At 44.3% G+C, this 18,859-nt stretch carries 28 protein-coding genes and 1 pseudogene; 18 read left to right on the forward strand and 11 right to left on the reverse strand.

All coding sequences use genetic code 11. The features are described from left to right. The first annotated feature begins 28 nt into the window (after window positions 1-28). The 7 genes and pseudogenes from ACMXYT_RS20850 to ACMXYT_RS20880 form a co-directional block, all read left to right on the forward strand. The gene (locus tag ACMXYT_RS20850; RefSeq protein ID WP_415912325.1) at window positions 29-367 is read left to right on the forward strand and encodes a hypothetical protein; all 339 of its coding nucleotides are present in this window, start codon (window positions 29-31) and stop codon (window positions 365-367) included. 123 nt (window positions 368-490) lie between these two features. Then, window positions 491-1,975 (forward strand): hypothetical protein, encoded by a 1,485-nt coding sequence (locus ACMXYT_RS20855; RefSeq protein WP_415912326.1) that lies wholly within the window; start codon window positions 491-493, stop codon window positions 1,973-1,975. Between the two features lie 399 nt (window positions 1,976-2,374). Next, window positions 2,375-2,503 carry a hypothetical protein gene (locus tag ACMXYT_RS20860; RefSeq protein WP_415912327.1) on the forward strand — a complete coding sequence of 43 codons (129 nt, stop codon included), beginning with the start codon at window positions 2,375-2,377 and terminating at the stop codon, window positions 2,501-2,503. A 21-nt stretch (window positions 2,504-2,524) separates the two neighbouring features. Then, on the forward strand, window positions 2,525-2,776 hold the full coding sequence (locus ACMXYT_RS20865) for a hypothetical protein (protein ID WP_415912328.1): 252 nt from the start codon (window positions 2,525-2,527) through the stop codon (window positions 2,774-2,776). Between the two features lie 11 nt (window positions 2,777-2,787). Further along, window positions 2,788-3,078 (forward strand): hypothetical protein, encoded by a 291-nt coding sequence (locus ACMXYT_RS20870; RefSeq protein WP_415912329.1) that lies wholly within the window; start codon window positions 2,788-2,790, stop codon window positions 3,076-3,078. Window positions 3,079-3,320: 242 nt separating this feature from the next. Further along, the gene (locus ACMXYT_RS20875) at window positions 3,321-3,626 is read left to right on the forward strand and encodes a helix-turn-helix transcriptional regulator (RefSeq protein ID WP_415912330.1); all 306 of its coding nucleotides are present in this window, start codon (window positions 3,321-3,323) and stop codon (window positions 3,624-3,626) included. Between the two features lie 28 nt (window positions 3,627-3,654). After that, window positions 3,655-3,834: pseudogene (locus tag ACMXYT_RS20880) on the forward strand (zinc ribbon domain-containing protein); the annotation flags it as partial. Window positions 3,835-4,074: 240 nt separating this feature from the next. Here ACMXYT_RS20880 and ACMXYT_RS20885 read toward each other — a convergent pair. After that, entirely contained in the window at window positions 4,075-5,106 is a 1,032-nt protein-coding gene (locus ACMXYT_RS20885; protein ID WP_415912331.1) for a hypothetical protein, read from the reverse strand. A 161-nt stretch (window positions 5,107-5,267) separates the two neighbouring features. Here ACMXYT_RS20885 and ACMXYT_RS20890 point away from each other — a divergent pair, with 161 nt between their 5' ends. Both ACMXYT_RS20890 and ACMXYT_RS20895 read left to right on the forward strand, forming a co-directional pair. Next, a complete protein-coding gene (locus ACMXYT_RS20890; RefSeq protein WP_415912332.1) occupies window positions 5,268-5,681 on the forward strand; it encodes a hypothetical protein in 414 nt (137 codons plus the stop codon). 33 nt (window positions 5,682-5,714) lie between these two features. Further along, entirely contained in the window at window positions 5,715-5,897 is a 183-nt protein-coding gene (locus ACMXYT_RS20895; RefSeq protein ID WP_415912333.1) for a hypothetical protein, read from the forward strand. 70 nt (window positions 5,898-5,967) lie between these two features. Here ACMXYT_RS20895 and ACMXYT_RS20900 read toward each other — a convergent pair whose 3' ends face one another. The 10 genes from ACMXYT_RS20900 to ACMXYT_RS20945 form a co-directional block, all read right to left on the reverse strand. Further along, window positions 5,968-6,216, reverse strand: a complete 249-nt coding sequence (locus ACMXYT_RS20900; RefSeq protein ID WP_415912334.1) for a hypothetical protein — start codon at window positions 6,214-6,216, stop codon at window positions 5,968-5,970. Window positions 6,217-6,317: 101 nt separating this feature from the next. Beyond that, window positions 6,318-6,824, reverse strand: coding sequence for a hypothetical protein (locus tag ACMXYT_RS20905; protein ID WP_415912335.1), 507 nt, complete (start codon window positions 6,822-6,824; stop codon window positions 6,318-6,320). Between the two features lie 162 nt (window positions 6,825-6,986). Then, complete coding sequence (locus ACMXYT_RS20910) at window positions 6,987-7,613, reverse strand: hypothetical protein (protein WP_415912336.1); 627 nt, start codon at window positions 7,611-7,613, stop codon at window positions 6,987-6,989. A 124-nt stretch (window positions 7,614-7,737) separates the two neighbouring features. Continuing rightward, a complete protein-coding gene (locus ACMXYT_RS20915; RefSeq protein ID WP_415912337.1) occupies window positions 7,738-8,058 on the reverse strand; it encodes a hypothetical protein in 321 nt (106 codons plus the stop codon). Window positions 8,059-8,225: 167 nt separating this feature from the next. Further along, window positions 8,226-8,729, reverse strand: a complete 504-nt coding sequence (locus ACMXYT_RS20920; protein WP_415912338.1) for a hypothetical protein — start codon at window positions 8,727-8,729, stop codon at window positions 8,226-8,228. A 1-nt stretch (window position 8,730) separates the two neighbouring features. Beyond that, window positions 8,731-9,417, reverse strand: a complete 687-nt coding sequence (locus ACMXYT_RS20925; RefSeq protein ID WP_415912339.1) for a hypothetical protein — start codon at window positions 9,415-9,417, stop codon at window positions 8,731-8,733. Between the two features lie 2 nt (window positions 9,418-9,419). Further along, window positions 9,420-9,914 (reverse strand): hypothetical protein, encoded by a 495-nt coding sequence (locus ACMXYT_RS20930; protein WP_415912340.1) that lies wholly within the window; start codon window positions 9,912-9,914, stop codon window positions 9,420-9,422. Window positions 9,915-9,922: 8 nt separating this feature from the next. After that, a complete protein-coding gene (locus ACMXYT_RS20935) occupies window positions 9,923-10,846 on the reverse strand; it encodes a hypothetical protein (RefSeq protein WP_415912341.1) in 924 nt (307 codons plus the stop codon). Between the two features lies 1 nt (window position 10,847). Next, window positions 10,848-11,270 carry a hypothetical protein gene (locus ACMXYT_RS20940; RefSeq protein ID WP_415912342.1) on the reverse strand — a complete coding sequence of 141 codons (423 nt, stop codon included), beginning with the start codon at window positions 11,268-11,270 and terminating at the stop codon, window positions 10,848-10,850. A 14-nt stretch (window positions 11,271-11,284) separates the two neighbouring features. After that, window positions 11,285-12,034: a hypothetical protein gene (locus tag ACMXYT_RS20945; RefSeq protein ID WP_415912343.1), complete on the reverse strand. Its 750-nt coding sequence runs from the start codon at window positions 12,032-12,034 to the stop codon at window positions 11,285-11,287. A gap of 313 nt (window positions 12,035-12,347) precedes the next feature. On the opposite strand from ACMXYT_RS20945, the gene ACMXYT_RS20950 reads away from it, so the two are divergent. The 9 genes from ACMXYT_RS20950 to ACMXYT_RS20990 all read left to right on the forward strand — a co-directional run bounded on the left by ACMXYT_RS20950 (window position 12,348) and on the right by ACMXYT_RS20990 (window position 18,839). Continuing rightward, window positions 12,348-12,830 (forward strand): hypothetical protein, encoded by a 483-nt coding sequence (locus ACMXYT_RS20950; RefSeq protein ID WP_415912344.1) that lies wholly within the window; start codon window positions 12,348-12,350, stop codon window positions 12,828-12,830. A 109-nt stretch (window positions 12,831-12,939) separates the two neighbouring features. Then, window positions 12,940-14,550, forward strand: coding sequence for a hypothetical protein (locus ACMXYT_RS20955; RefSeq protein WP_415912345.1), 1,611 nt, complete (start codon window positions 12,940-12,942; stop codon window positions 14,548-14,550). Then, entirely contained in the window at window positions 14,547-14,744 is a 198-nt protein-coding gene (locus tag ACMXYT_RS20960; protein ID WP_415912346.1) for a hypothetical protein, read from the forward strand. The genes ACMXYT_RS20955 and ACMXYT_RS20960 overlap by 4 nt, the downstream gene beginning before the upstream one ends. After that, complete coding sequence (locus ACMXYT_RS20965; protein WP_415912347.1) at window positions 14,744-15,628, forward strand: hypothetical protein; 885 nt, start codon at window positions 14,744-14,746, stop codon at window positions 15,626-15,628. Before ACMXYT_RS20960 ends, ACMXYT_RS20965 begins: the two co-directional genes overlap by 1 nt. A 317-nt stretch (window positions 15,629-15,945) precedes the next feature. Then, complete coding sequence (locus tag ACMXYT_RS20970; RefSeq protein WP_415912348.1) at window positions 15,946-16,860, forward strand: hypothetical protein; 915 nt, start codon at window positions 15,946-15,948, stop codon at window positions 16,858-16,860. Window positions 16,861-16,924: 64 nt separating this feature from the next. Beyond that, window positions 16,925-17,302 (forward strand): hypothetical protein, encoded by a 378-nt coding sequence (locus tag ACMXYT_RS20975; RefSeq protein ID WP_415912349.1) that lies wholly within the window; start codon window positions 16,925-16,927, stop codon window positions 17,300-17,302. Then, window positions 17,295-17,732 carry a hypothetical protein gene (locus ACMXYT_RS20980; protein ID WP_415912350.1) on the forward strand — a complete coding sequence of 146 codons (438 nt, stop codon included), beginning with the start codon at window positions 17,295-17,297 and terminating at the stop codon, window positions 17,730-17,732. Before ACMXYT_RS20975 ends, ACMXYT_RS20980 begins: the two co-directional genes overlap by 8 nt. Window positions 17,733-17,872: 140 nt before the next feature. After that, complete coding sequence (locus ACMXYT_RS20985) at window positions 17,873-18,097, forward strand: hypothetical protein (RefSeq protein ID WP_415912351.1); 225 nt, start codon at window positions 17,873-17,875, stop codon at window positions 18,095-18,097. A 196-nt stretch (window positions 18,098-18,293) separates the two neighbouring features. Beyond that, window positions 18,294-18,839: a hypothetical protein gene (locus ACMXYT_RS20990; protein WP_415912352.1), complete on the forward strand. Its 546-nt coding sequence runs from the start codon at window positions 18,294-18,296 to the stop codon at window positions 18,837-18,839. Window positions 18,840-18,859 lie beyond the last annotated feature (20 nt).

An 18,859-nucleotide genomic window follows, 5' to 3' on the forward strand; every position in this document is an offset into this window, starting at 1 on the left:
ACTTAAGCGTATAGACAGGTGAAACTCCATGCAGCTTAACCCAAAATTTAAAATCGGTGATACCGCGTGGTGTTCTGTCCGGCCTGAAAACTTCAATTTTGATGATCGGCTACCTGTGGTAGAGGTGCGAATTGATGCGATTCGCCACTCCGGTATTTACTACGGCGAAGGCGAAGAAAAGAACAACACTAACTTAGATTATCGCTGCCGTGAAATGCCTGACGGCTGGCAAGAGCTAAGTTTCCATGAAAGTGAGTTATTCGCCACTCAGGAAGACGCTGAGGCGCATGCGGCAAACCGGCTACGCAAGACCCTTGAGCGCAATAACGCGGAAAACGAGTCACTTCAGCGCATGCTCGATACATAAAGCCTCCCTTTTAGCCCTATCTTTCAGGGCTAAAGTATAACCAACTCACTGGCTTTTTCTCTACTTTACCTTTTAATATTTTCCTTTATAATAACTGGAAAATAATAGTGGGAAGTTTGACTTATGAAAAACCCGGTAGAATACCGTCGCCTTTTGGGCTTTATACCCTTACCTATCCTCATAAAAGAATCGACCACCTCGGCGGTCATCAATACCCTTGGCTTATTGGCTATTTGGACGCTGCTGTGTCAGCTAGGCATTATTAGCTCAAGCTTATGGACCTACAGCTTTTACTCATTCCCATATTTCTGGACAGTAGGCAGTCCAGCCGAAGTCGATCATTATCAAAATATCATCACAACCTATTGGATATCTGGTGTTGCACTCGCGATCATTCTACTGAATGTTTTTACGCACAAAAGTGAAGGCTATAAAATTGGCCGATATGCCTATGGCGGCGCGGTATTAGCGGTTATTCTGGCAACAGTATTGGGCTTAGTTCAAGGGTTTGACTGGGAGGGTTTTGTCAAGGATGCTCATTCTGGGATCACACCTGAACATACTCAATCATTCTACGATAATGGCACACGGGTACTTGCCGCCATCGTTATGAGCAGCGTTATTGGCTATCTAGCCTATAAGCGATATTGCGCCCCCCTTAAAGCGATTTTATTTATTGTAGGTTATGTAGGACTTGCTCCTATTTTCTACACCAACCTAGTGACACCTCACATCTTTAGCGCCACCAGTGCTCAGCACTTCGAAGAGGATGGCTATGTCTATCCCGTCCAAGCTGGATACTGCACACACGGGCAATTGAGGAGCGTGCGATCCCTAGAACTTGAAAACCCTTGCTGGGCTCATGTTTTCCTGAAGGATGGAGAAGTTCAGCTGTCGAAGAATGTTTCTAACTACCTAAGAGCCCGTAGAGGAAGCTTCGTCTTTACACAGTATTTGGCGGATATCCTAATGCCACAGGCTAAAACTGAGCAGCAGCGCGACTTAGCGATCTCCTTTATGGAAAGTGCCTTACGCAACTTGGATCATGCTGTCCGTATACCGCGTGACCCACGCCATAAAGACATTGTCAAGATCCCTAAACACGAGGATGATAATACGCGTGAATATGGCTTTATGATGTTTAATGACATGTGGTTAGGCACCTTTACCAAGCTAGAACGCCCCGCACTGGAGTACAATTTAGCGTTATTAGATACGCTGAAGCAACGAGATGGTGAAGCCTACTGGGGATTGATTTTAGGTCAATATCAGCACGAGCTTGAAGGCTCTACACGTCACCCGACCAATCTATTCCAACTTTGGGCATACTCAAGACATGTGATTTCATGGGGGCTTTTGCCAACGGCTGATCAGATGGAAGCACTGCAGACGCTCTATGAAAAAGCTCAGAAAGCAAATGATCATGTACAGTACAGCCTCGCTGCCGAAATACAGAAACTGACCCACTTAGAGAAATCTAAAGTTGACTCGGAGAAATGGGCGGATATTCGTGAAGAGAACCATTTGACAATCACATGGCCTGAAATCATTGAGATTGAAGCGAAGCTTAATGTTCATGGATTCAATCTAAAGGGGCTGGATAAATGAGCAAAGCATTTTTGAAAAATGAGAAGATCCGTTTTGTCAGGTACTGTGGGCATTATCTTGTAGTACCTAAAAAACTCAATTAGTGGTGATAAGAATAGGGCTTAATTCAATGACTAATAAAGATCGTATCTTGTTAGCACCCTTGCTGCTGGTGAAGGTGCTTATTCGCTACGAATCATACGAAGTTAAGAAATCCCGCTATCCGGGATCGTACTACGATGTACACCGGCTGTACCTGTTATGGTTTGTGCCGATCTTCCATTGTGAAGTGAAGAATAACCGATACTTCTAGCCCTCTAATAAGCCTCGCACTTGTTGCGGGGCTTTTCTTTACCGTCAGCTTGATTTCTCTATCATTATCATTATAATAAATAATCCAAGTAATGAGAGGATAGATTAATGGCAAAGCCTGTATTAAATAGTAAAACCGGTAAGTATGAAGTGGTCTTTATGGGCATTACCCATGAGTACGCCAATTTGAAGGATGCTCAAGCCTTTTCCGATAGCTGCAACAGTATGTTTGCGTAAGATACTGATTCGGGGTTAGCTATGAGTGTCTGGGCGAAGGTCAGCTTGGCCATTTTTGCTATTATGATTATCGCTTTTGGTCGACAAATGTACGTTGAAAAAAGTGATCGGAAAATTGAATGCTCAAATGGCTTTAAAGTAGAAGCAAAAGCAAAACCTCACAAAAAGCTAAATTCCATTCAGTGGCATGATCTGGAGACAGGAGATGATATGAGCTATCACATCCCACAAGGTGTTTCCTGCCGTATCAGCTATAAACGAACATTATTCTAAGGGCCAAATGTATGATTGATCCAGAACGCGTTGCTTGCTGTAACACAGATGCCCGGACGTTCCGTTACCGTGAAACGCGGTTTTTCCTTGGCGTGATTCCGTATGTTAGTGAGAACAAACCACCACTGACACGCACAGCGACACAGGAGCGGCTTGAAAACCGCAAGAAAGTCACTGAGGGGAAAATAATCAGCTTTGATCAACATGGCCGTGTTGGCATTGTACGGGCTGAAGACGGCACAGAAGCTGCTTTTTGGCACTACGAACTAAATGAAATACGAGCGCCACTAAGCGCGGTGTAGGCCTACCCTTACCCCGATAGATTCAGACAGTAATTGGCCTCTAAGGAGGCCTTTTTTGTAAATACAGCAAGGTTATTAATCCTATTTATCTATATATGGCACAAAGTTGTTAAGATTATTTTACTTTTGCCAACAATATATCGCATAAAGACCATAGTTCTTGACAATGTAACCCGTATTGTTTAATTTTATAAACATTGAAGTATTTTTTTTGGCTTAATGTTTATATATCTGGACTAATCATGGACTCACCCAAGCATACCCGCATTTCAGATTCCCTCTTGCTAGAAGTGCAAAAACGCTTCGATCAGCAAGAAGCTGAACTTGCCTTACTACGGCGACAGGAAACGCTTGTTCCTATCGATCAGCTCGGACAAGCCATCATCAAAGCACGTAATGCGCAAAAGTTATCTCAAGAAGACCTTGAAGACTTAAGTGAAGTCTCTCGCACCACCATCATCAAGTTAGAAAAAAATGACCTTAATGTCTCATTCTCCACTATGCAAAAGGTACTCAAAGCATTGGGGCTTAAGCTATGGGTCGGATAGCAGATGTTCACTATAACGACAACCACCCCAAACCTGTTCGAGCTGTGAAACACTCCCAGATTCGAGGCCGAAAGGTATCGCGGGACTTGGAATAAGAGAGTGGACTTGCAGTGAGTGCGGTGTCACTCACGACCGCGATATTAACGCGGCCAAGAACATTCTTGCGGTCGGGCTAGGCCGCCCTATAGAGGGAAAGGTAGCGGCGTAAGCTGCCCTAGTCTTTGAGCTGTAATGGCTCTTAGAATCCCTTTCGTTCACGGTGGGGAGAAGCCAATGAAACAGATCAAGGAACCTATGAACTTCACAAACGCACGACAGCTCACTTTAGAGCCCACTTAGAAGGAGTGAAAGATCAGCTGTTTGGGTTTATTTAGAAAGCTCTATAGAAATAGCCCCCAGTCTGAATGCATAAATCAACCTGACTGGGGACATGCGAACGAAAAAAAACTTACTGAACTGTAGGCGCTTCGTGCTTCACCTCGAACTTCTTTAAAAGCTCAGAGTAATCTTCCTGATACAGCTTAATCAAATCAGGAACGCGATCTGCCACCAGAGATCGGTAGTTCGCTGAGATGGAACCGCTTTCTTTAAGGAGCTTTATTACCTCTTCAAAGGCCTGCGCCTCAGGATCTACACTGCCTTTTTCAGCATCACCACTTTCAATTTTAAGCTGATGCAATTCATTCAAGTGGGCTTTTCGTTGTTCCCAAAGCTCAAAGATCCGGTCCGCTTTGATACCCTCTGGCTCAACCAAATCACGGATAACATCTTTCAGATACCCACCCTCTGTGTAAGTTAGATCTAATCGATCAAGCTTTGCGCCCACCAGTAGATCGCTTGCCCAACGAGGGATCTCCTTTATCTGCGGGAGAGACCACAATTCGGCTGCTTGCCCCTGCTTATCTGTCTGAAGGGTAAGACTATAAGCCATGCTGCCGAGATTCGATGATCTGATTACTCCGTCAACACCAGCCCTCTTATCCTGCTCTTTGAATGAAAAGTCGATATCTAGCGACCCTGCGATCTTAGCGATAGCCTCAGTTTCTTCCGTACCGCGAGAAATACGCTTGCCTTCCGGGTACTTAACCAAGAGTTCGACGCCCTTAGATTTAATCGCGCATTCACCCTTAACACAATCACCCGTTAGAACGGCTTGAGGGACGACCAGTGTCATACTATGCCCCTCCTTGTATGGATGAACCACCACAAGACGATAGTCGCTAAACGTCATCTCCCCTGACCAGTAATCAAATTTTGTATTAAACGAATAAGATGCCTTATCCCGGAAATCTTGGTTGTAACCTGAGATGAGAAATTCAGAAAAGTGATTCGCCTTTTCTGTCGCCATCGCCTCTGCCTCGGCGGTAGCATCCTCTACATGCTGGGTAAAATAGTGATACCCAACCGCACTTGACCCCAAAACAATCACGGCCGTTGCAATCAATCCCTTCTTGAGATTAATTCCCTTATTCTCTTGCATATTAAATAGCTCCTTAAAAGTTTAAAAATATTATAAGGCTTATCTTTGTTGGTATTCAACATGACAATTCGTAAGGATATTCATAAGAGACTACAATCACCCAGTATTGATTTAAACAGAAATATCCTTATAATATTAATTCAAATTAGAGAGGATTGATTATGACTATAGCAGCGGATATGGAACTGGTAATGAAGCATCTGGTCAGCGTAGAGAACTGCGGTGAATCACCAACGAGCTACAGTTGCCAGATCAATCCCAAAGGTGATCGCAATGAACGTGATCGCGTGCATGAGCTGGTACGTGAATACAAACACCTATTACCTGTAGGTAAAGCCTGCAAACCGACTGTGTTCGCCAGTGTTGCGACTGTAAGCATCGTTATGGAGACTATCACTCCTTGGTTGAAAGCAGATCAGGCGTCTAAAGCCATTGCTTACCTGCAGAATGAGGTTGATGGGATTAGTTGTGTCATTGGGGACACTATCTGTCTTGCAGTCAATGAGTTGAAGGCTGAGGTTAATTTGGCATACCACCCTGAAAAAGGCGGCTGGTTTTACTCTATTGCCAATTAAAACCCCATCAACGGTAATCAGCGAGGCTTCAGTATGATTGTGACAACGATTGAAGGTGCACGTAAAGGCATGTCTGAAATGGGCTGGGCTCGTTTCTGCTTAGATTCTCTTCGGGGCGTGTATGGCGACCCCTATGATCCTGAAGCTTGCGACCCAGAGGAGGAACTCTGTATCGACAAGATGCAAGCTGCACGCTGGGAATACACCGCCAGTTAAGCACCCTACTGACTTTGAACAAAAACCGGCCTTGAAAAGCCGGTTTTTTAATGCCAAGAGGAGTTCAAGCCTAAGCAATAATCACAGTCGCAATAACCAAACAAATAGCTAGAGCCAAGAAAAACTTAATTAACGTAACTGTTGCATGATGAAACTCATCCCACCTAAACTTATTAAATAGATTTAACATGCCGGTAAAGGCCGCCAAACTAAAGAGAAGATGAGACAGTCCCAACATAACCGCCGGTAGTCCTATGAGTTCATCACAATGACCCGTCTTGGAGCAGGTCATGAAATATTTATCTAGTATAATTTCCACGCCACCTATGCAATAAATGAGTGAAACAATACCTGCCAGAACGCCAGAACGCCAAACACAATGGTAATGGCGCTCCGTTCTCTTACCGCCATGGCGAGCAGTTACGGTTGCATGGCGTGATCAGCTTCGGGGGCTTTTACCTCATTGCGCGCCTCTAGCACAGCTTCATTACCGTACTTATCCTTTGCATGCTCAATGGTATCCTCATTCGCAATAAAATAACGAAGCGCACCTACCACGCTGATATTTTCCATCTTATGTTCACCTTTCGGGCCCACAAGATAGAATTCTGGGTGCATACCGGCTTCGCTGTCGACGCGGTACAGACGATCGTCAAGGCGCAACAGTTCCCCTTCACGCTCAACTACGCGACACATAGCGAATTGCTCATGTTCAGGATGTTTGAACGTCTGGTTAACAATGAGCCACTCAGGCTTGAATTGGTCACGGTAGGCGCGCACATTTCGTTCCGAAATATTAGTAGTGACTACATTACCTGTTGGATCATCTGGTGATACAACATTGAAACTTAACGCACCACTGCCTGATGCGTAAGCCTTTAACCAGAGCGTTTCACCATTACGGGTAATATTGATTTTTTGACGCATACCAAATTCCTAAATCTGATGAATTGTATTAATTATAACAAAAATAAATTACCTAATAAACAAAAAAGACCTCACATAGTGAGGCCCTTAAGTAACATAGAATTTATTACTAAATTCTCCTTTCTACCACTAACCCATAGCCTTTAGCAAAGGAGGTTCAGCCTACCCTTTCCTATCAGCTTTCGCCTTTTTCATCTTAGCTAATTGGCTTTGTGTCATGTCACGCTTAATTATCGCTTCCTGAATAGCCTGAATATCACCAGTCAGGGCCGTAATATCTTGATCAATCTGCTGCCACTGAGGAGATTGCAGAAAGGCAGACCGCCACCGATCATAATGGGCAAGATCCTCCTCTCTTCTATCACTACAGATACTCTCAACTGAATTATGACACGCGTTTGTCTTGGTCTTGAGTAAAATTTTCAACGTATTATCAAAATCTTTTTTGATTATCTCTGCATTGCCCCGTAGTGTGCCAACCTGATCCACCAGCTGGCTTTGTAGATCAAGAAGGATATGGGCCTTTAATCTAAGTTGAGACTGAGAGACACGGATCATTGGTGTCAGAGTGGGTTCGGGTACATACTCCGCTTCAAACCCCTTAGTCGTCAGGTTAGCTAAGATTGTCTTCAAGCTATTCGTATGCCATTTACGAAGTTCCGCCACCGCTTCAATATGATTGTCGTTAGCGATCTGCTGAGATTCCGTAAGTTCATTATCATTACTGCAACCAGTAAGCGCCACGACAGTCAAACTTAAGAGTGCAACAAGAGATTTGCGTAGAGCCATATTCCAAAACCATCCCATTAGTAGATTAGAATTTATTATAATGATTTAATTTATTAAAGCAAGTTATATGCTTGGACAGAGAAACAAAAAAGGCTGCTAATTTCTTAGCAGCCTTACTTGTGGATTATATGTCACCATAATCCCATGATACCGGAGTGTGATGCAGGTAGAAGTGCTTAAAAGCTTCCTCAGACGAGGCGTAAACCTCCTCCTCAAAATCCCCGCACACAAAACCTAATTGTGCATGGTAAGCGACAAAGTCGTTTACCCACGTATATTGATCTTCCTTTACCTCACCCGATATCACCCACCCTGACGCATGAACGCGAGTATGAACCCCTGATCCCACCTCTGGAGCTGAAACTTCATCGACAGACAACGTCAGAGCATTATCATCCCATTTTGCTGCACACTTAAAGTCCTGACCGTACTTCTTGGTTATCATAGCGAATACCTTTAGTTGATTGACAAGCTGGTCAATTAACAAGGCACTTTCATGACAGCAAAAGTTGCAAGACTTGTATTATAAAGATAATTAATGTCAGCGCAAGGCTATTTTCAATAGAGCATAAATAAGGCCTCAAAATGAGGCCCATAAGAATTCATTGATACTTACTCAAAATGAATAGTCTTACATACCTTTGGTTTTAGTGACTTTACTGGATTAATGATTCGCGTTCTTAACCAATTAGGAGTCCCGCTAATATCATGGGTTTGGATTAGGGGCGTCACCGCCAAAACAATCACAGTACCAACCCACGCCGCAACAAATAGAGCCCCACATATAGCCGCTATAAGCAAGACAAACATCACCCCGCCATAACCAATCAAATACGGCAAAACAACGAATGGGGTCGTTATTACGTTCCAATCCAAATCGAATGCAAGGTAGTGCTGCAGTAAGGTTAGAGCTTCATACGCCCCTGTTTGGACACCGTATTTATTGAGTGCCGAAAAAATGAAGTGCAAGAGACCCGCCATGAACAATGGCATGACACAGAGAACTCCAAGGATGCATGCAAAAGATGTTGCCGCATAAGAGCAAACACTCTGCTCTTGAGGGTAATCCTTACGGAAAATACTAAAGCAAAGTTTATTAAACTTATAGAAAGTCATATCACGATTCCTTTATTAAGTAATTTGATGCTTTGACCTTTACCCCCTCAGGTAACTCACCCAAGAGCAAGGTAATGCCCTTTTCACTTAGTTCACGGTTAGCTTTCTCATGACCCAAGCCATTAGCCCTAATAAGCCAATCGGTATGCGTTTGGCTATCTCCCATATTGTGATACACCTGTGCTGCATAATAGGCATCCGTAGCACTACCTGCTTCTGCCAGAGCCGTATACAAGTACAACGAATGAAATTGCTGACAGGGAATGCCTAGACCTAGACCACGATTGAAATGCTCTATTAGCTTGGCTGCCAAACCAATCTCGCCATCAGCAACTTTATCAATGCAGGCTTCTATTTCCTTTCGACCCTTTAAGTCATAGTCTTCCCAGTAGGAAATATTACTCTCATAGTCCCTGTTCACTTTCTTCAGGCTGAGAGCAACAAAAGCAAATGTCACAGCAAGGCAGGCAACAACAAACTCTTTACCCACACCCAAGCCAAGCAGTGCAATATCTAGCAATATCATGACAAAGCCCATGATAATAAACTGCTTCCACTCATTGGATCGCTGCCGAGCAAAGCCACCTATCTTCTTACTCACTTCTTCTGAAGAGTAGAGCTTACTCTTAACTTTTCGAAAATCCTGATCTAGTGTGGCTAAGGTTTCACTACTTAATGCTGAGTACACGCTTATTCCCCCTTATATACAACAGGCTGACACAATTTGGATTTAAGGGTGTTATAGAATCTCTTTGGAGACACAGCAGTATTCCCAGCCTCGGAAAAAGACCTCGCAAACGTCCATATGCGCTCACTGATAAATTCAGCGATCGGTTCAATAACCGCAGTACACACTAAGAAAGACAGTAAAGCACCTATAAAAAAGCCAATTGAAAAAATAAACCCAAGCACTGTCACTTCCGAAGGGCCATGTTTCAAAAATCCTTCAGGAAAAACATAATTATAAGCATTGTTCACATAGGTTAATTCAAAGCCAACCCAACCCAAAAGAGTCGACAAAACCACTGCATAAAACAACAACGCACCTGATGCCATAACAGCGCAGATCAAGGGCAGAACAACGAGGGATACGGTGTGCAAAAAGTATTCACAAGCCGCTTGTTCTTTACCGTACTCTCTATCGAAAAGTGATAAAATAAAATTGTTATATTTATAAAACAGCATAATATTCCCTAGTCCATGCTAATGACAGTGCAATGCTTTTCTTTGTGCTCAAAGTATCGAGACATGACCTTTTGAACACCTTCTGAACGATAGGCTTTCATGATCCAAGGTCTGCCTAATTTAATAGCCGCCCAGATCACTGCGCATAAAATGAGGCCCCCAATAGCGATAAAACCCACCATCAGCACGCCAAAAAAACCAAAATAATAGAAGAATCCAACCGGCCCATACTTCCCTTCAACAAAACCTAGCAAAGAGTGAGGAAAACTATACCAATCACCCACGGGCAACCCTATGTATTGAAGGCCGGACATCACCACAAACACGATGCCGGTAAGAGCACCCAACGAAACCGCAAAGAGAACCACCACTGCAATCACTGAAAACACCGACGTTAGAAAGTAATCCACTTGCGTTGTTGGGCGATCATTTTCTAAGCGGAAAACGCGGGAAAATCCTCGCAATACTGGCGACAGAAATCGACCCATCCGGCTCTCACTGATATTAACCGGCTTATTCCACCATGACTTAAGCAAGGTCAGAGGTTTTTTAAAGATCACACAACCCACACGGAAACAAACCCAAGCTACTAGAGCAATCGGCCCCAGAACCATCAGCAGTACACCGATCATCGAGCCCATCACCGTTAGTAGGCCAACCAAACCATCACCGGATAAAAAATGGGCTAAGAAGTTCCACACAGGATCTATATAGCCCTCAACTTGACTAAGATCCCCTTGCAAACCCAGTATTGGGATAAGCAGCATAGACGACGCTGCTATCATCGCAACCATTGCCACATAAAATGCCAGCAACACCCCTACTGAGCATGCCACTGAGTGATAGAAATAAGCGCATTTATTCTGCTGCCTTTTATAGTCTTGCTTGAAGAGTGTTTTGTAGACAATGGAATTTATCTTATAGAAAAACATGCTACTTACCCTCGCCTAGCATAATAGGTTTACATAACGCCGCTTTAGCTCGAACTAAGTTCTTTTTAAAGAAATAGATAGGTCCCGCCACGATGGCTACGAGCATCAAGCAGAAACTCAACCATACTCCCATGTTATATGCCCAGTTAAAAACGAAATCAAAAACCACAGCTGTGTGAAAGCCTTGTACCACATTACCCATTAAGTAAGGCATCTCTACTGGGTCAGTAAAACCAATAGATCCGAGGGTAAATGCCCACCCATAACCAAACCCCAATAGGAAGCCTGACAACAAAAATGGCATGAAAAATGGCAGCATAGCCAACGCTACAGAGCTAAAGAAATAAGAGCAGGTCGTTTGCTCTCGTGAGTAACTGAAGCCTATTAATTTACACACGAAAGCATTGTATTTGAAAAAAGTCATGAGTCATAAGCTCCTTAATCCAACAACATACCCACAGCCACGCCGGTAGCGAAATGGCCTGATGCACTGGCTGAACTACTACCACCTCGGACCTGAGGTGCTTTAATCTTTTGCACTTCCTTCATAGCCTTGAAGCTACCCATGTCATTTGCGATTTGCAGCCAGTGCCAATAATGATCCATATCACCTTCATCCTTGAAATCCTTTGCTAGCAAATAGGCTTGCTCAGAATCACCCGTTTCCGCGAGTACGGAGCGCAGAAACATACTAGCCTTTTTGTTACGCTGCATGCCTAGTCCAAGGGATAATGCATCAACAATGTCAGGAGCATCTTCTAGATTACCTGCTGCAATATCATCAATCGCCTTATGGAGATCATTGAGAAAGGCCCCTGTGTATATATCCCACTTTTCCAATGGCAACTCTGCGCTCTTTTTCTTCTCTCTCATTTTTGCTGCGACAGCAATCAACGAACAGAATACAAACAAGGATGCCATCGCCCAGTAGGGCTGCGGCGCATAGTCATTCGTATACCAATAACCAAATGCATACATGCTTGCAGGGAACAGTGTAAAACCGGCAATCAACACCACAGCAAGAGCAAGGTAGAAATGGTAGGCCTGTTTTTTTAGAAAGGCGGTCGCTTCTTGCTTCTGCCCTGCCACATAATCGACGTCAAAAACGCCCTTATGCCACTTTCGCACCTTATCAGAGGCCAGTAGCGCCCTTGTCTCTTCAGACAGCTCTTTTGATTGCTTATACATAGGTTTCTCAATTTCTATTTATTTTCAATAAATAGTATAAAGAAAATTAATTTAATAACAATGCCTATCGATAAACTCCTCTTGATTTTCCATATTAAATTATTGTAATTGTAATTAGACAGATGAGAGGTGATTGTTTCGGATCACAGGTCACTGTAGGGATGGCACCCTCGGCACTAGCCTAGTCAATAATGACGCTGCAAACGCCCCATCGTTTTGAATGGCAGTAATGTAAAGTCTATCTCAAGCAGAATTGCTTGGGTGGCGGGAATGGGCTAAACCACTCAGGCAAGATTAGTGATGAGGTGACTTTATGTCCTTTTATGCAAATCCCGTTTTACCTACCCGTTCCGAGTTTGATGTTGCGGTTGAAGAATATCGTAATCAAATGGGGCTTCTGTTCAAATTATTCATAAAGCCAAGCAATCCTAAGCTGAAAGAGCTGGTGGCCCGTACCTATTTTCGTCAGGAGAATGGCTATCAATCACTCACCAGTCACTGGAAGTCAGTGGATCAACAGTCAATAGTACGCTTTCCTGCTGGCATTAGCCCTATTCTTAATGTTGTGGTCGATTACAACGATTCCTTCTGGCTCTATTTGGGTGACGTTGAAGAATTCCAACATAACTTTGATCTTGCTGACGCTTTTTTTAGTGCAGATCCTCATGATCTGGAAAATGATGATGAGTCCTTTGTTCCTCTGGATGTTAGAACAGAGTCCCTTCTAAAGAAGTTTTACAAACCAGTTCTGGTTAATACTCAATATTGGAAAGCCTCCTTAGGGAGGCCTTTTTAATTGCATCCACTCTATTTATCGTTATATTATTCATGATTTACCGATCTGCTTTCCCAAACACGGATTTAAGCATCCTCTTTAAAATTATAATGAATAAAAAGGTCATGTGATGACGAACACCTTTAATTACGCTTTAGATAAGCTCATGAAGATTACGCTACTGCTCTTGCTCGCCGTACCCGCGATCGGCTGGCACTGGCTGATGTCAAATTTAAATAGCTATACTTCAGACCTGTCTGACGAAATTCAGATCTATTATAACCTGACCTATGACGGGCTGTTGCTCGTGGCGTTCTTTACCACCGTGATCTTATTTCCACTGTGTGAAGTCTTTAAACACAGTAAACACAATACCTTGGGTATAGAGAGGGGCTTTGCCAATTTCTGCCGCGTATCGCAGCCGGGGAACTACCCAACATGGCTATTTTATCTCTCAATTACTTTGATGTATGGTTTTGGTATGTACTGCCTCTTGGAGTTTGTGCTTTCGGTGGGCAATAGTGCTCAACTCCACCAGCACATTAACCAAGTAACCATGGAAGCTAATGGTTTTGGCTCCACTACCATTACCACCCGCTTGATTCAATCATTTCTCCTGATTGGCATTATGATTGCAGTTCTGGTCACGAAACCCGATGAAGATGGCGGTTCCTTCTTATTGGGCTTTTTTGTTGTCCCGATATTCTTTAGCGTACCCTCCGCGCTTAAATATTTCTTTACGGACTCAGACACAGCAGCTGAGAAACTGGAAGGATTGCTCTCAATACATTTAGGTCTCGGCCATGGCCTGAATATTATGGGTGGTGTGTTGGCCGCTGCACTCGTTGTTTGCGCTATCATGTACGCTCGGGCGAGCAAGCTAGATATGAAAAAACAGTCATTATTGGCAGTGGGCGGCTTTACTGCATCCTTTATCGCGGGTGTTGTATCCACAGTGGCAATTCACTATGGACCTTCAATGAAGACTTTCACTGAAAACCCGAACGTTATTCAGGTTGACGTACATGGTACAAAATACACCATCAACCAAAGCCTGATCTCGGAGATGGATAACGATAAGACCGAGTTCCTCATCGAAGCGTACTCCGGCCTAAGCATGCACAATGCCACATGGACTCTCGAATGGTTCGCGCAGGGGCATTATGAAGCAGATGTAGAGAAAGGGCTGCGCTTCAGTGCAGACGTTCTGCTACAAAACCTGCGTAAGTATGAAGCAAAGTCTAAGAAAGTTGACGCCTTCCTGACGAGTGGCCCTCTTAACTTTGGAAGTGCATTCCCGTTCATTATCCAGTGGGTAGTGTATCAGGCCTCACCGCTAGATCACCAAGAACGTGCGCTGGAAAGCATCATTGCAGGCCGCTATCAGGACGCTGTTGATTTCTATATCGAGGACGCGATAAACCGCACTGAAGAGGAATCGCTGCCAATCCAAATGAAGAACAGAGAACATCAAACACGCACTTCATCTCATGGTCATGGCGTGCTACAGGCAATCATCCATACGCTAACCACTAAAGGTTATGCCGAATTGGATTACGATAAAGTTAATCCCGATAAGCGCGAAGAGCTGAAAGAACGTATGGCCTATTGGGATGACGGGAGTTCAGAAACGATTGAGCCTGAACTGATTGAAGAATGGTTTAACATCTTCAAAACGGATCGCTTATTTGAAGCTCAAGTAGCCACCAAAACCAATACCGCAAGCAAGGAGCCATCATGACCCTAGATATGGAAGGCATGGCTTTTTTAGCCCTGTTTATCATTGCTGCCTGCATGCCGTTTTTCATCTTACTGTTAAAGCGTCATCTGGATAAGGATCTGCTGCGCGAAGTCTATCCAGAAAGCTTAACGCCCATTGTGGTTGATGATACGTGCTGTGAAAAAGAAAAACCTATTGAACGCGAGGCTCACTAATGTCTTTTTATGATTCACCAGTCTCCCCGACACGGGGCGAGTTTCAGGAAGCGGTTGCTGAATTTCAGCACCAACTGGAAGAAAATACAGAATTCAATCATCAGCTGGATGAAGAGGAACTGTTGGACTTGGTCGCACGCACCTGCTTCCGCCAAAAGGCGGGCTTTAAAATAATCCAACAGATCTGGCAACGCACGGAACTAGGCGACTTTATGTTCCTTAAGGGGATTAGTCCGATTCTCTACGTTGTGCTCGATTCCAATTTTAATGCATGGCTTTACAGTGGCGAAGTAACGGATTCAGATACGCCTTTCAACTTACTGGATGCAATCCCAACAGCCAATCCAGATGTGCTGGCGTCACAAGGCCTGTATTTTCATCCAATAGGCGATTGGCAGAATTTGCCCTTAAAGAAATACTATCAACCCATTGTCGGCCACTTATTTCATGACGGCGTGAGTGATACAGAATGGTTTAACAAGCATTCCATTTTCCGCTTATTGCAAAACCAAAGGTACTTACGCAGTGCTGAACATATCGACTTCCAAGAGCACGGTAGCTCCAGTGGCAACGCTTGTGTTTTGCGGTTTGAATTGCGCTCTGAGTACCAAAATCAATGTGTACGTCTTGTGCGCGAGTTTGGCTCTGGTCCTGAGGAAAGTGAAGCTGATTTAAATATGCTAACCGGAGAGGTTAAGTCAACACTGCCCGACCTTAAAATGGCTAAATATGTCGACACAGTTCATTACGAAGACCTTCGATCCGATCTCAAGCTCTCTTTCCGTGTAAGGGAACATCTCAGACAAGGGGATCAGGTCTTTGAGAAAGCAATCAGTGAAGCAGACCTCATTACCCTTCAAGATAAGCTAAGTAAAAAGTTCTAAGCAACACATCACTCAATAGAGCTGCCTTAGGGCGGCTCTTTTTGCTTACAGTCCATCAAAAATAAATTCTTAAATTACTCCTGTTGGCTATTGATTAATAATTTAATACCATTATAATAACTATTAGACAGATGGAAGGTAGCCAGTAGGGCTGTCGGTCACTGTGGGGATGGCTCCCTCGGCACTAGCCCAGTCAATACTGACGCTGCAAACGCTCCATTTCTGAATGAATGGCAATACCAAGTCTATCTCAAGCACGTTTTGCTTGGGTGGCAGGAAAGGGCTAACCATCCAAGTGAATTGTTTTGAGGTGACTTATGTCCTTTACTATTGCTACTTACCCTACCCGCCCTGAGTTTGATGCAGCCGTTGAGCTTTACCGCCATGAGATGTCCGGCTTGCTGGATATGAACATGAAGGCCAACAACCCTAAGCTAAAAGAACTGGTGGCTCGTACCAAGTTTGAGATCAAGAATGGTTATCAGACCCTTGTGGCTCATTGGGATGAAGTGTCGTTGGATGATGTTCAACTACCTAGCGTTCTTGCACCACGCGCTTACCTGATTGTAGATTTTGAAAACGGCCTATGGCTGTATCACGGTGAAGTGTCTGTTGAAAAGCATGGACTGAAGCCAAGCGGTGAGCATATCTACTGCGACCCTGAAGTGTTGCGTTCCGAAAGCAACGCCACTGAACTCAAAGGTTATGACCTTAAGGTGTTTCAGAAGTTTTATCAGGCAATTTGGGTGGGGTGTGAATACCATGACGACATGAAAGGCGGTTGCCCAGATGAGTGGTCAGAGTATGGCTTTGTGCATCAAGAGTTGCGTAACTACGGCCTTCTGGATAAAGGTAAGTACGTAGAGATGTTTGCATGGGCTGACAGCTCAACTGCGCGTGTAATCGGTATGCAGCTACGCCCTGAGTTCTCTAAAGTCGAGGTGGACTACACCAGCCATTGGGATTGCGGTGCTGTAGAAACCAAAGCAACGCTAAACCTGCTGACCGGTCAGGTCTATGGCATTGAAGTATCTGATGCTGAGATTGACGGTACGCATGAGGGTGACACCGTTTACTATGCGGGTGTTCAGCTGGACATTCAGGAAGATGTCGAGCCCGAAGGTGATAACTTCGATCAAGAACTGCGTGAATTGCACCTGAATGGGGATGTGTTCGATACGGCTGTCGATAACACAGAGCTTCGCAAACAATTAATTAGCCAGCTGGCTTAACTAAAAATATGGGTAGGCGCTTCTGCCTACCCATCTAACGAGTTTTATAGCAGAGATAGCCTGAATGAGTGAGAAAGTCATGAAAGATCTGGATAAACGCATCTCTGAGCTTCTGGAGCAACGTAATGAGGGCTGTATATCCAATTTAGGTAAAGACCGCCTAATCAGCGCCCTATTGACACAAAATGCGGCACTTAAAGAGCGAGAAGAGCAAACTGTGGCACACCTAAGTGTGGCGCTTCAGTATTGTGAGCGTAACGGTGCTTGTGCGGGCGGCTCTCTTGGTACGCCAGATTGGTTTGTATCGGCTGCTGCCATTACCTGTGAGCTGGATCGCAATGGCTGCTATACGCCTGAAGAACTAGCTGAGATTGATTTAGGTCCACTTGAAATTGAAGTGAGCACGGATTCAGAGATGACGGTGGAGCTGCGAAATGAATAAGTTCGTCACGGAAAATAAAACCCTGCAATGGGAGATCGAGTGGATCAGAAACCGTGAGCACGGCTATGAAGGTCAAGGTCACAAAGCCATGGTGATTGAGAATATTACCCTGCGCTATGAAATGGCGCGCATTCGTGGCTTGGTATCTAGCTGGCTAAGTGCCAAACCCGAAGAGGCTGCTGAGGCATTACGTGACTTGCTGTCTTACTATGGGATGGCAAAAGGGGTATGTGTTATCAGTACGCGCCTGTTAGTTAGCTCCCCTACTCGGCCTGATTTTTTTGAGGGTGAATGGCATGCCAGAGGCTTTAAGGGGATGTCAGAAAAGATTAAAACCCTCAAGCACTGGGAAAGGATGGTTAAAGCCTTATCAGAATCACCGGACGATCCCGTGATTCGCGACAACATCCACCAGCTTATGGCCCACTAACACTCAGGCATTAAAAAGGCCTCTAAATAAACTGATCTAGAGGCCTCTGGGTCGTACGTTTTCACAGCGTATCGTTTTGTTGTGGTGACAACGAATCTAATACTAAAATACTTATCAATAAAAAACAATGGAGTAAGTGCATGTCAGGCAATGGTAGAAAACAAGGTTCTGGTACCTTTCAGTTCGATGAAAAAACACTGGATAAGCTGGATGAACTTGGCTCAGTTTTAGGTTGCGTTGATCGCGCTCAAACCATTCGCAAAGCGATTGCATTATTGGATGTGGCGGCAGAGGCAAAGCAGAACAACCAAACACTGCATGTTCGTGATCAGCGTGGAGTATGGGCGAAAGAGTTAGTCTTGTGACGGTGCTGACGTTAGCGTCATAAAAAAGCCCCGACATGAAGCCGGGGCCTAAGCAAAAACAAGAAATAACAACCTAAAACAGGAGTCATATACACACTATAAATTACTGTTTTAATAATTTCAACCATTCTCCATCTGTTGCTTTTTGTGTTTTTATTATTATAATATTTACCATAAGAGATGAGAGAGGCTTTCTATGAGTAATTCAGGTGAAGTATTCACAATTGGCTCCATTGACTTTGAGATGGTTGATCTTAAGCACCCGCTTCTGGCTGTTGGTGGTAATTGGTGCCCGAAAGTTATTAAGACCGGCAAGGTGTTTGAATTCTTGAACTACCCATCCCCTGAAAAAGCCAAAGAGAAGTTGGAGAGTAGTTATCTCGGCCATATGAAATCCTTTAAACCGAAGGCGGGCAATGCGTTTTGGCTGTATGGTTGGGAGCTAATGCCTTATGAGCAATATCTGGCAATAAGAGATGCTGAGGAATCTGAGACCGTCCCTTCACCTGACGAGGCTCCGGTTGATTTATGCATAAGACCCGAAACGCATGTCGACATCGGTTTTCCACGCCTACTGAGTAAACTGGCCTTGATTACCACGCCAGATCAGTTGGAGCTAGTGGCTAAACGCCTAGGGCTAACGCCTGATGAGGTTAATCAAGTCTTTAACACAGCTATGGAGATTGACGATTTGCTCGTTCAGGGGGCTATTGAGCCCACTCCGTGCGCCTGTTCCCATTAAACCTGTTACCCACTATTAAG

It is taken from the genome of Neptuniibacter sp. QD37_11 (assembly GCF_047778105.1).
Classification (GTDB): Bacteria; Pseudomonadota; Gammaproteobacteria; order Pseudomonadales; family Balneatricaceae; genus Neptuniibacter.